Origin of the sequence: Clostridium sp. 2218st1_F5_2218SCRN_220325 (assembly GCF_039062665.1) — a bacterium.
GTDB lineage: Bacteria > Bacillota > Clostridia > Peptostreptococcales > Peptostreptococcaceae > Intestinibacter.
Genome location: NZ_JBCLNH010000010.1, coordinates 19,788 through 33,176 on the forward strand (window position 1 = coordinate 19,788; position 13,389 = coordinate 33,176).

10 protein-coding genes are annotated in these 13,389 nt (G+C 29.3%); 1 reads left to right on the forward strand and 9 read right to left on the reverse strand.

Annotated features, from left to right (window positions below):
• Nucleotides 1-4: 4 nt before the first annotated feature.
• The 7 genes from murD to ABCM86_RS07560 form a co-directional block, all read right to left on the reverse strand.
• Nucleotides 5-1,360, reverse strand: coding sequence for a UDP-N-acetylmuramoyl-L-alanine--D-glutamate ligase (gene murD, locus ABCM86_RS07530; RefSeq protein ID WP_295571469.1), 1,356 nt, complete (start codon nt 1,358-1,360; stop codon nt 5-7).
• 19 nt (nt 1,361-1,379) lie between these two features.
• On the reverse strand, nt 1,380-2,336 hold the full coding sequence (gene mraY, locus ABCM86_RS07535) for a phospho-N-acetylmuramoyl-pentapeptide-transferase (protein WP_343003800.1): 957 nt from the start codon (nt 2,334-2,336) through the stop codon (nt 1,380-1,382).
• A gap of 357 nt (nt 2,337-2,693) precedes the next feature.
• Entirely contained in the window at nt 2,694-4,682 is a 1,989-nt protein-coding gene (locus ABCM86_RS07540) for a penicillin-binding transpeptidase domain-containing protein (RefSeq protein ID WP_295675558.1), read from the reverse strand.
• 39 nt (nt 4,683-4,721) lie between these two features.
• Nucleotides 4,722-5,069 (reverse strand): hypothetical protein, encoded by a 348-nt coding sequence (locus tag ABCM86_RS07545; protein WP_295571466.1) that lies wholly within the window; start codon nt 5,067-5,069, stop codon nt 4,722-4,724.
• Nucleotides 5,070-5,334: 265 nt separating this feature from the next.
• A complete protein-coding gene (locus ABCM86_RS07550) occupies nt 5,335-7,233 on the reverse strand; it encodes an ABC transporter ATP-binding protein (RefSeq protein ID WP_195929804.1) in 1,899 nt (632 codons plus the stop codon).
• On the reverse strand, nt 7,226-8,959 hold the full coding sequence (locus ABCM86_RS07555; RefSeq protein ID WP_295675560.1) for an ABC transporter ATP-binding protein: 1,734 nt from the start codon (nt 8,957-8,959) through the stop codon (nt 7,226-7,228). The genes ABCM86_RS07550 and ABCM86_RS07555 overlap by 8 nt, the downstream gene beginning before the upstream one ends.
• A gap of 115 nt (nt 8,960-9,074) precedes the next feature.
• Nucleotides 9,075-9,500, reverse strand: coding sequence for a MarR family transcriptional regulator (locus ABCM86_RS07560; RefSeq protein WP_295675562.1), 426 nt, complete (start codon nt 9,498-9,500; stop codon nt 9,075-9,077).
• 316 nt (nt 9,501-9,816) lie between these two features.
• Here ABCM86_RS07560 and ABCM86_RS07565 point away from each other — a divergent pair, with 316 nt between their 5' ends.
• The gene (locus ABCM86_RS07565; RefSeq protein ID WP_195929807.1) at nt 9,817-10,266 is read left to right on the forward strand and encodes a hypothetical protein; all 450 of its coding nucleotides are present in this window, start codon (nt 9,817-9,819) and stop codon (nt 10,264-10,266) included.
• 205 nt (nt 10,267-10,471) lie between these two features.
• Here the strand turns inward: ABCM86_RS07565 and ABCM86_RS07570 are convergent, their stop codons facing one another.
• Entirely contained in the window at nt 10,472-11,824 is a 1,353-nt protein-coding gene (locus ABCM86_RS07570) for an MATE family efflux transporter (RefSeq protein WP_295675564.1), read from the reverse strand.
• A 167-nt stretch (nt 11,825-11,991) separates the two neighbouring features.
• On the reverse strand, nt 11,992-13,278 hold the full coding sequence (locus tag ABCM86_RS07575) for an O-acetylhomoserine aminocarboxypropyltransferase/cysteine synthase family protein (RefSeq protein WP_195929809.1): 1,287 nt from the start codon (nt 13,276-13,278) through the stop codon (nt 11,992-11,994).
• Between the last annotated feature and the right edge of the window lie 111 nt (nt 13,279-13,389).

Below are 13,389 nucleotides of genomic sequence, written 5' to 3' on the forward strand. Positions count from 1 at the left end.
TAAATTATAAATTGTTTACATTATCTTTGAAGTCGCGTCCTCTCACTTCAAAGCTTGTGTACATATCCCAACTTGCACAAGCTGGTGAAAGTAAAACTACATCACCTTCATTTGCAAGCTGAGCAGAAGTTTCTACTGCTTCTTTCATGCTTTTTACTATTTTTATAGTTTCAAATCCTTTAGTTTTTGCACAAGCCTCTATTTTTGGTGCAGTTTCACCTAATAATACTAAAGCTTTTACATTTTGTTTTGCAATATCTAAAAGTTCGTCATAAGTACTATCTTTGTCATATCCACCAGCTATTAATACAATAGGCTTTTTATAAGAAGTTACTGCTTTAATAGTTGAGTCTGGATTAGTACCTTTTGAGTCATTTACGTACATAACTCCATTTACAGTTTTTACATATTCTAGTCTATGTTCTACTGCTTTAAAAGTTTTTAATACTTCTCTTATTACTTTAATATCTATACCTGAAACATATGCACTTAACGCTGCAGCCATGCAGTTTTCTAAGTTATGTCCTCCTGGTAAGCTAAGTTCATCTTCGTGAAGAAGTACTATTTCTTTATCTATATTTATTACTATATTACCTTCATTGTTTACATATACTCCTCTTACACCTTGGTGTTTTCTAGAGAAGTATAAAACTTGAGAGTTACATTTAGTTGATAAAGCTCTAACTGCTTCATCATCGTAATTTAATATTGTAAAATCATTTTCGTCTTGATTTTTAAATATATTAGCTTTTGCCATTATATAATTTTCCATTGTATGGTGTCTATTTAGATGGTCTGGTGAAAGATTAAGTATCATACTTACTTTCGGTTTAAATTCTACTATACTTTCTAATTGGAAACTACTAAGCTCTGTAATTAAGAAAGATTTTTCATCAGCTATACCGACAGTTTCTATAACTGGTTTTCCTATATTTCCAACTACATATGTGTCACATTTAGCTGTTTTAAATATCTCTCCTACTAAAGATGTAGTAGTTGTTTTTCCATTTGTACCTGTTATACCTATGAAAGTAGGATTATTTGATAATTCATATGCTAATTCTACTTCACCAATTACTTTTATATTTTTAGAATATAGTTTTTGTATAAATGGTAAATCAAGAGGTACCCCAGGAGATACTACTGCTAAATCAATATGATCTACTTCTTCTGGATGATATCCAAGTATATAAGTTGCATTTTTTATATCTTTTAATTCTTCTAATATATCTGCTAATTTTTCTTCAGTTTTTATATCGTTAACTGTAATTTTAGCTTCTAATTTATCTAATAATTTAATAGTTGATATACCAGTCTTTGCTAAACCTATAAGTAAAACATTCTTTCCTTTTAAATCCATTTTAATTTACCCCCATCACTTAAAATACTGCTAAAACACCTATCCAACATAAAACTACTGTTGCAATCCAGAATATGAATACAACTCTTGTTTCTGGCCATCCACATTGTTCAAAGTGGTGGTGTAATGGCGCCATTTTAAATATTCTTTTACCATTAGTTAATTTGAAGTAAGTTACTTGTATCATAACAGATAAAGCTTCTGCTAAGTAGATAAATCCTACTATTACTATTAATAGTGGTGAATTAGTAAGAGTAGCAAATGCAACTACTGCTCCACCTAATGCCATTGAACCTGTATCTCCCATAAATACTTTTGCAGGATATGCATTGAATCCTAAGAATCCTAAACAAGCACCTGCTGTTGCTGCAGCAAGTATAGCTACATCAGAATTAGATATTGATACTGCAAATAGTATGAAGAAACATGATACTATTAAAGTAACACCTGATGCAAGACCATCAAGTCCATCTGTTAAGTTAACTGCATTTACAGTTCCTATTATGAATATCATCATAAATGGTATATACCATATTCCTAAATTGATTATATGGTTTGTAAATGGTATAACAAGTTGTGTTGCGCTTGGTGATGCACTATATTGATAATATGCAATATATAAAGCAAGAGCAAACTGTAGTATTATCTTTTGATAAGCTTTAAGACCTAGCGATCTTTTCATTTTTATTTTTATAAAGTCATCTAAAAATCCTACAAAACCAAATCCTACTATACAAATAAGTCCAACTATCAGTCCTTGACTTATTTTTGCTCTTGTAAGTCCTGTAATTAATATAGCTACTATCATCATAACACCACCCATTGTTGGTGTTCCGTTTTTTGCTAAGTGAGATTGAGGTCCTTCATCTCTAACCGTTTGACCAAATTTAAATCTAGCAAGCATTGGTATAAATATTGGTCCAAGTATTACTACTATTAAGAAACCAATCATTGCTGTATACGTAAGTTGTTTAATTCCTAACATTATTAAAACTCCTCTCCCTGTTGTTTCATCTTTTTTAATTAATTATTTTTCATTTGCGATTATTAACTTTTTTTATGCTAAATATTCCTATTTATACATTTTAATCTTAAAGTTTTGTGTGATGACTGTAAAAATTTTGGTTGTGATATTATGTTTCCAAGTTTAAAAACTTATTTATAATACTATCTACATCTCCAATCTTATTAATTATATACCAAATCGCCTCATTTTTGAAGATATTTATAATATAAGTATTACGTCGTAACGCTTTCATTTACTTTATCTTAATATTATTAAATGTATATGTATAATGTCTAGAGTTTTATAATGTATTTACTTGCTGTATATTTATTTATTATTGTTGTAGTATAGGGTTATACTTGAACCTTCGTTTACTTTTACTCCTGGCTTTGGAAACATATCTGTAACTATATTTTTTTCGTCTACTTCTATATCTGTATCTAAATTTGATTCTAAGTTGCTTTCTTCTAGCACTTTTGTGGCTTCTTTTATTGTTAAGTTTCTTACATCTGGAACTTTAACTTGTTTCTTTTCATTTTCTTTTTTCTCTTCTTCTGTATAAATCTTTTTAACTCCTAAATATTCTAAACTTTGGCTCATTACTTCTTTTATAATTGGACCTGCTGTAGTTGAACCAAATGCAACTACGTCTGTCGGTTCGTCGACTATAGCAAGCACTACTATTTGAGGGTCATCAACAGGGGCTACACTAATAAATGAGCATATATACTTACCTTGTGCATATTGTCCATCTATAACCTTTTGTGCTGTTCCTGTCTTTCCTCCTAGTCTATATCCAGGAAGATAAGCTATTTTACCTCCACCGTCAGTAACGACAGATTCCATAACTTTTAACATTTTTTGTGATGTTTCCTTTGATACTACCTGTCTTACAGTTTTAGGTTCAACCTCTTTTGTTATGTTGCCTTCGTTGTCTGTATATGCTTTGACTAATCTTGGTTGCATCAATTTTCCGTCATTTGCTATTGATGAAACTGCAGTTATTAGTTGGATAGGGGTTACTGATATTGATTGACCAAAAGAAATAGTCGCAAGCTCTACAGGACCTACATCTTTTTCTTTGTATAGTATACTGTTGGCTTCACCAGTCAAATCTATACCTGTTTTACTTGTAAGACCAAAGGCCTCTATGTAATCATATAATCTACTTACGCCGAGTCTCTTTCCTAACTCTACAAATACTGGGTTGCATGAATTTTGAACTGCTTGTTCAAATGTTTCACTACCATGTGGTCTATAAGATCTCCAACATTTAATTCTTCTACCTTCTACAGTTACACTACCTGTGCATGTGAATTTTTCATTTGGTTTTATTACGTTTTCTTCTACTGATGATGTAGCAGTTACAAGTTTAAATGTAGATCCAGGTTCATAAGTATCACTTATAAGAGTATTTCTCCACATTTCATAGTAAGCATTTATTTTTTTGTCGTCGTCATAGCTGTCTAATAGTTCTTCAAAGTATGGATATATTGCCTTTGTAGGTTGATTTGGATCATAATCTGGTTTTGATGCCATTGCCAAAACGTCACCTGTTTTAGGGTCCATCGCTATTATTTTAACCCTCTTAGCATTGTTTAATTCATATGCCCTTTGAGCTGCTTTTTCAGCATAACTTTGGATTACCTCATCTATCGTTAAAACAATTCCATTTCCTTGAACTGCTTCATAATATTGTTCTACCCCTTGATTGATTTCTCTACCAGATGCATCTGTACTGACAATTAATTTTCCATCTTGACCTTTTAATTCTTTGTTGTACTGTAGCTCTATTCCTGTTACACCTTCTCCATCTGATGATGTATGACCTAATACATATGGTGCAAAATTGCCATATGGATAATATCTTTGTGGGTCTTCTGATATCCATATACCTGGAATAGATGCATTTTGAATTTTATCTGCAACATCATCATCTACCCAACGTTGAATTCTGACTAATGCTTGATTTGTCTTAGATAATAATTTTAATATTTCATCATAATCCTTATCTTTAACAATTTCTGAAATTTTTTTAGCTGCTTCTTTCTTATCTTTTACTTCAACAGGTTTACACCAAATAGTATATTTTGTGACACTAACTGCCATCTCCTTCATATTTCTGTCGTATATTGTTCCCCTTTTTGATTCAACTGGTATTTCTCTAGTTTGTTGTTCAGATGCTTTTGTGCTCAGCCACTCTCCTTTTATAAGTTGTAGATAACAAGTTCGGACTATTAATACTAAGAACAAGGTACACGCACAAACAAGGACTAAAACTAGCCTTTTTTTGCTTCTGATTCTTATCTTCTTCATAATCATCCTCCTCTTTATAATGTATAAAAATCATATTATTTAATCATCCACAGAAATATATTTTTTTTGATATTCTGCAGGATAAATCATATCTAATTTTTTGCTAGCATCTTTTTCAATTTTTTTTGAATTTTGGTTTACCCTTTTTTCAACTTCTAATGTCTGTAGCTTATTTTGTTTTTCTTTTAAATCTTTTTCTAAATAGTATATATCGTATTTTAAGCTAGAAGAAATCTGGTAAATACATAAATCTCCTATTCCAACTGCTACAATTAAAACAAGCACCAATATTCCTGTTTTTTTCTTAAATATACCTCTTTTATTCTTATTCTTTTTCCTCTTCTTATATGCTTTAAAACTCTTTACTTTTTCGTTTTTTTCCTTCATATGACCGCCCCCTTAATTAGAAAAATTTAATTTTATTTTTTAACAAATTTAAGTAAATAACTTTCCCAAATATATAACTCCTATCATTAAAGAATTATTTATTTTAGATATATCTTCCTCTAAAAAAATTTTTCTAAAAATATACATATCTATTCAAATTTAGCTCTTTTTCTATATAATTTTTCTATATTTTTTTTATTCAAACAAAAAAATATGCCCAGTTAGATTTACTAACTGAGCATATTTTGTAATATTTATATAATTTTTAATCTAATTCAAAAGCACCAGTATATAATTGATAATACTTGCCGCCTCTTTCTATTAATTCATCGTGGTTTCCACGCTCTATTATTCTACCTTGTTCTAAAACCATGATAACATCAGAGTTTTTGATAGTTGATAATCTATGCGCTATTACGAATACTGTTCTACCTTCCATAAGTTTATCCATACCATCTTGAACAATTTTTTCTGTTCTAGTATCTATACTTGATGTAGCTTCATCTAGTATTAAAACTGGAGGGTTGGCAATTGCCGTTCTAGCTATTGATAAAAGTTGTCTTTGACCTTGAGATAAGTTGCTTCCATCTCCTGTTAATACAGTATTATATCCATCTTTTAGATGTTCTATAAATCCATGTGCATTTGCAAGTTTTGCAGCAGCGATTACTTCTTCATCAGTTGCGTCTAATTTACCGTATCTGATGTTTTCCATAACTGTTCCTGTAAATAAGTGAGTATCTTGAAGAACTATACCAAGCGATTTTCTTAAATCGTCTTTTTTAATTTTAGTTATATTAATTCCATCATATCTTATTTTACCGTCTTGTATATCATAGAATCTATTTATTAAGTTTGTTATTGTAGTTTTACCAGCTCCTGTAGCACCAACAAATGCTACTTTTTGTCCTGGCTTAGCATACATATTTATATCATGTAATACGATTTTGTCGTCGTTATAACCGAAGTTTACACCTTCAAATACAACATCCCCAGTTAATTTAGTATATGTTACAGTTCCTTCCGCTTTATGTGGATGTCTCCAAGCCCAAGTTCCTGTACGTTCTTTTACTGGTTTTATTTCGCCATCTTCTTCTATAGCATTTTCTAATGTAACATATCCGTCGTCTACTTCTGGCTTTTCATCTATTAAGTTAAATATTCTCTCTGCACCAGCAAGAGCCATTATTATTGAGTTAAATTGTTGAGATACTTGCGCAACTGGCATATTGAAACTTCTTGTTAATTGTAAGAATGATGCTAATGCACCTAAAGTTAAATTTCCTACACCACTTATTGCAAGTACAGCTCCTATTGCAACTATTAAAACATAACTTATATTTCCTATGTTATTCATTATAGGCATAAGCATATTTGCAAAACTATTGGCATTGTCAGCACTATTAAATAATGAGTCATTTAATTCGTTAAATTTCTTTTTAGAATCTTCTTCATAACTAAATACTTTAACGACTTTTTGACCTTCCATCATTTCTTCAATATATCCATTAACTTTACCTATATCTCTTTGTTGGTTTCCAAAGAAGAAAGCACTTTTAGAGCCTAATATTCTCATTACTTGATACATTACAAATACCATAAGAACTATTAATATTGTAAGTATTGGACTTAGTACTATCATAGAAACAAAAGTCCCTACTATAGTTATTACAGAAGAGATAAGTTGAGGTATACTTTGACTTATCATCTGTCTTAATGTATCTGTATCATTTGTGTATATACTCATTATATCTCCGTGAGCATGTGTATCGAAGTATTTGATTGGAAGTTTTTCCATATGTTCAAATAAATCATCACGGATATTTTTTAATGTTCCTTGAGATATATTAACCATAAGTCTACTATATATATAAGTTGATATTACACCTGTATAGAAAATAGCAGCCATTATAGCTAAAGCTGTTAATAATGCTTTAAAGCTTGGGTTATTATGTCCTAATAGTGGAACTATATAATCATCTATTAATGTTTTTAAGAATAAGTTTGCTACTACTGAAACAATAGAACTTATAAATAATGTTATTAAAACTATAAAGAATAAAAATTTATAATCTCTAAAAATATAACTAATCATTCTTTTTAAAGTTTTCATAGGGTTGTTTCCTGGAGCTTTTTTATTTCCTTTAGCAAATTGTTTACTCATTATCGTCAGCTCCTTTCACTTGTGATTCATAAACTTCTCTATATATAGCGTTGTTTACTTTTAATTCATCATGTGTTCCAATAGCATCTATTTTACCGTCATCTAAAACTATTATTTTATCACTAGCTTCTATTGATGATATACGTTGAGCTATTATTATTTTAGTTGTAGATGCTATGTCATTTTGTAGCGCTGCTCTAATTGTAGCATCTGTTTTTGTATCAACTGCACTTGTTGAATCGTCTAAAATTAATATTTTAGGTTTTTTAAGTAATGCTCTAGCGATACAAAGTCTTTGTTTTTGACCACCAGATACATTTGTACCACCTTGTTCTATATAAGTATCATATCCATCTGGGAATGTTTGAATGAATTCATCTGCACATGCTTTTTTACATGCATCTACTAATTCTTCATCTGTTGCATTTTTATCTCCCCACCTTAGATTTTCTTTTATAGTACCTGAAAATAATACATTCTTTTGTAAAACCATAGAAACTTCATTTCTAAGAGTATCTATATCGTAGTCTCTAACGTCTACTCCACCGACTTTTATGCTTCCTGCTGTAACGTCATAAAGTCTTGGTATTAATTGAACCAATGTAGATTTTGCACTACCTGTTCCACCTATAATTCCTATTGTTTCACCAGATTTTATCTCTAGGTTTACATTTTCTAAGTTTAATTTATTTTTATCATTAGCATAAGAGAAATCTACATTTTCAAATGATATAGATCCATCTTTTACTTCTTTTATTGGATTTTTAGGATTTTTTATAGTACTTTCTTCATCTAAAACTTCAAGTATTCTCTCTGCTGAAGATTTAGCCATAGTTATCATAACAAATACCATAGATAACATCATTAAACACATAAGTATTTGTGTTGAATATGTGAAGAAACTCATAAGTTGACCTGTTGTCATAGTATTTGAAACTATCATTTTAGCCCCTAACCATGATAAAAGTAATATACATGTATACATAGTAATTTGCATTACTGGAGCATTTAGTACTATTAATTTTTCTGCAAAAATAAAGCTATTTCTTACATCTCCTGAAGCTTTTTTGAATTTATTTATTTCGAACTCTTCTCTTACTGCTGATTTTACAGTTCTTATTCCTGTTAAGTTTTCTTGTACACTTGCATTTAATGCATCGTATTTTTTGAAAACAGCTGTGAATCTAGGAAATGCAACTTTTATTATAAGCGCTAATATTAACCCTAAGAATATTACTGATCCAAAGAATACTAGTGATAAACTTGGATTAATTAAAACTGACATTACCATTGCAGATATAAGCATGATTGGTGCTCTAACAAGCATTCTTAAAATCATTTGATATGCATTTTGCACGTTTGTTATATCTGTTGTAAGTCTTGTTACTAAACCTGCTGTTGAATATTTATCAATGTTTTCAAATGAAAAATCTTGTATATTTTCAAACATCGCACGTCTTAAGTTTCTCGCATAACCTGCTGAAGCATTTGCTGCAAACTTTGCACCTAATGCACCACAAAGAAGTGATAACATAGCTACTACAAGCATAAGTATTCCTATTTTTGCTACATAGCCCATATCACTATTGTTCAGACCATTGTCTATAATCATCGCCATTAATAGTGGTATTATAACTTCACATATACACTCTAATACCATAAATATAGGCGTGATTATAGAATTCTTTTTGAATTCACCAATATATGATGATAATTTTCGTATCATTTCTTCCTCCTCAATATATAAATTTTATTTTAAATTAAATAAATTATTTAATTTTGGACATTATAAACTTCTCATTATAATATTTTAAGGGCAACTTAAAATTATTAAATGAGAATTACTTTAAATTATCTAGAATTTTATATATATGCTTAAATAACTGTTCTTGTTCTTCCTCTGAAATACCATTTAGCACTTGGGCATCTAATTCTTGTATATATAAATAAGCATCGTCTAATACTCTTTGAGTTTTTTCTGTCATCTTTATAAATTTAGATCTTTTATCATTTAAATTTTGTTCTCTAGTTATAAATCCTTTTTCTTCTAATCTATTTAATAACCCTGTAACTGTAGGATTTTTAAGTGTTAATCCTGTCTCTAAATCCCTTTGAGTAAGTTTATCTTCCTCATGTCTTTTTAAATATAAAAGCACATCCATTTGTGACGGAGTCAAGTTGTATCTTTGTAAGTTTTTATGACAACGTGTCTCAAATGCTATATGTATTTGTTTAATTAAAAAACCTATAAGTATTTTTTCTTCCATATTAATTCTCCTAAATATATAGCTTGCTATATATATTTTATTTATTTTTTTATTAATTGTCAATAGATGTAATTTTATTTTTTTATTTTTTCTATAGGTTAATTTTCTTTACACAAAAAAAGACTCCTATCCCTAATTGGTACAAAAATCATATCAAAATTATATTTCTCTAACACTTATATATCAAGTTATTCCAGTTTTTTTCTTGCTATTTGTCTCTTAAAATTTAATCACTGTTATAAGTAATCTTATATAATTTATATTTAACCTATAGTATAATATTATTATCAAAAATAAATTTTTAAGGGGAAAACATATGAAAAAACTATCTATTGTAATATTAGTCATAATTGCATTATTTGCTTTCGGCTGTAAAAAAGAAGATACTTCTAACAACATGGTCAAGTTAAATAGAGTTGATATTTCATCAATTAGCAATACACAACTAAAAAATTTTATAAATGAAGCTTCACAAAAAGAAGGAGTTTATCAAATTAATACAAAATCAAATACTTATATATTTTTTAATGGAATAGAAAATGAATTTACTGATATAAAATGTAGCTTGGATAATAAAACTTTAAATATTGAATCTAATAAAAATAAATTAGACTCAAGTTCTCCATCACAAAATTTATATGTTATATATCAAAAGAACACAACTATCACAAATGACAAGGCAGTTTTCTTTGATACTATAAAGCTTGTTATAGATAATAAAGAATCTAACTTTGAAAATGTATTTGTTGAAAATAGAAATATATAATAACGAAAATATTGATTATAAAAATAATATAAAAAAGGCTACTACAAAGTAAATTTAATTTGCTTAGTACTAGCCTCGTTTTATAATTCTAAGGAAATTATATATTATCTGGTTTGTAGATAATTATAATTTCCTTACATGTGTTTCAAAGAAATCTACCTTGTGAAATGTCTTTAGAATAAAGATTTCTTTATATGAAAAACTTTTAGTACCAATGTACTTTCCATTTTCCACTCAAATATCTCCATACAAAAAATATACTTCTTACAACCCAATCTGTAGTCATAGCTACCCATACACCAAATACTCCTAATCCCATGTATTTTCCTATAATGTAACTAAAACCTATTCTAAAAATCCACATTGAGAATATACAAACTATCATACAAAACTTAACGTCATTTGATGCTCTAAGTGTATTTGCTATCATAAATGATAATGGCCAAATAAGCATCGCCATAACACCATGATATATTATTATTTGTTTAGTCATTTGGGCAGTTCCTTCAGATAAGTTATATACATCTAAAATAAGATTTAATGCTAAAAATATAAATATATTCGTGATTATTATTCCTATATAACTTAGTTTCAACATTTTTTTAGTATAATATTTTGTTTGGTATTCATCATCAGCACCTACGCATTGTGATACTACTGCTAAATCAGCTTGACCTATAGCCATTCCAGGTACTATTTGAAAAAGTGCAAGACAGTTACTAACTGCATTTGCTGCAATAGCAGCTGTACCAAAACTTGCAACTAAATTTAGTACTACTATTTTTCCAAGTTGGAACATACTATTTTCAAGCCCATTTGGAATTCCTATATATAAAATTCTTTTTATCATACTTCTATCAAATTTGAAACACATTTTTTCTGATATATGAATTTGTAAATCTTGATTTCTTATAAGATAAAATGCTATTATAGCTGCTAAATATCTTGAGAAAACTGTAGGAATTGCAGCACCTACAACCCCCATTTTTAGTCCATATATTAATATTGCATTTCCTATAAAGTTTACACTATTCATAAGAATTGATATTTTCATAGTCACTTTTGAATTTCCCATAGCTCTAAACAAAGCTGCTGCTCCATTATATATTGCTATAGCTGGAATTGATAAAAATACTATCAATAGATATATATTTGCAAATCCCATAACATCAGCTTCTAATTTTCCAAATACCTTGTATAATATAAAATATTTTAACAGATATCCCAAAATCATAATTCCTATAGAACTTACTAATAAAAATAACATTAATTGATCTGATGCTTCACATGACTTTTCTTCATTTTTTTGACCTAAAAATTGACCTGCAACTACAGCTCCACCAGTACCTAATGCAATAAATACTTGGGTTATTAATACCATAATAGTATCTACTAAAGATACTGCTGATACTGCCGCTTCCCCTACGCTTGCAACCATAATTGAATCTACTAAACCAACGACTATTAAAAGTAACTGTTCCACAATTAATGGTCCTATCAATTTTCTTAAGTCTGAATTAGAAAATAAATAATTGACTTTATTCTGACTTGCCTCCACTCAAACCCCTTCTTTCACAAAGATTTTAAAATATATAGATATTTTAAAATGCATAATATTAATTTTTACTATTTTAAATTATAAAGAGTAGCTAAAAATGTAATATACATCAATAACTACTCTCTTATTTAAATTATATACCTATTGGTATTTTCTTACAACAATTCTTATAAAGTTGCTTTTAGAGCTTGGTCTATATCCCAAAGTAAATCATTTATATCTTCTATACCAACTGACATTCTTATCATGTCAGGTCTAACACCTGCTGATTCTTGTTCTTCTTCATTCAGTTGAGCATGTGTAGTACTTGCAGGATGTATAACTAAAGATTTAGCATCTGCTACATTTGCAAGGTGAGAGAATATTTTAAGACTTTCTATAAATTTCTTGCCTGCTTCAAGCCCACCTTTTATGCCAAATGTAAATATTGAACCTGCACCTTTTGGAAGATATTTTTGCCCTAATTCATAATATTTGTTTCCTTCAAGCCCTGGATAATTAACCCATGCAACTTGAGGGTGATTATTTAAAAACTCAGTTATAGCTTTTGTATTGCTTATATGTCTTTCTATTCTAAGCGACATTGTTTCTAAACCTTGTAATAACATAAATGCATTAAATGGACTTAAACAAGCTCCTGAATCTCTCAACCATTGAACTTTTAATTTAGTCGCATAAGCCGCAGCTCCAACATCTTTTGCATAATTAAGACCATTATAAGACATATCTGGCTCTGTCAAACAAGGGAACTTTCCACTTCCTATCCAATCAAAATTACCACTATCAACAACAACCCCACCTAAAGTAGTTCCATGACCACCTATAAATTTAGTTGCTGAATGTACTACAATATCTACACCATGTTCAAATACTTTTATTAAATAAGGTGTTCCAAAAGTATTGTCTAGCATAAATGGTATTTTGTTTTCATGAGCAATATCTGCTATAGCTTCTATATCGATTAAATTTATCCCTGGATTTCCTATTGTCTCAGCATAAACAAGTCTAGTCTTATCATTTATTGCTTTTCTAAAACTCTCTGGATCATCTGGGTCTACAAAATGAACCTTTATACCGAATTTAGGAAGCATATTTGAAAGTAAATTATATGTTCCTCCATATAAAGTTGGTGCCGCTACTATTTCATCCCCTGCTTGTATTATATTAAGTATAGCTGCATTTATAGCCCCCATTCCTGAAGAAAATGCTACTGCACCTACTCCACCTTCAAGTAATGCCATTCTATCTTCAAATACTTGAACAGTTGGATTTGATATTCTTGAATATATATGCCCCTCTTGTTTTAATGCGAATAAATCAGCACCATACTTCACACTTTCAAAACAATATGATGTTGTTTGATAAATTGGTACAGCTCTAGAACCTGTCGCTGAATCTGGTTCTTGTCCCCCATGAATTTGTAATGTACTAAAACCTAGTTTTCTTTCTGTCATGTTATCCCTCCGAATATATTATTGTTAAATACAAGTAAAATGTTTATATTAAACATATAAAAATATCTTTAAATTTTTTTAAAGATAAAAATTATTTATAGCATATTTAAA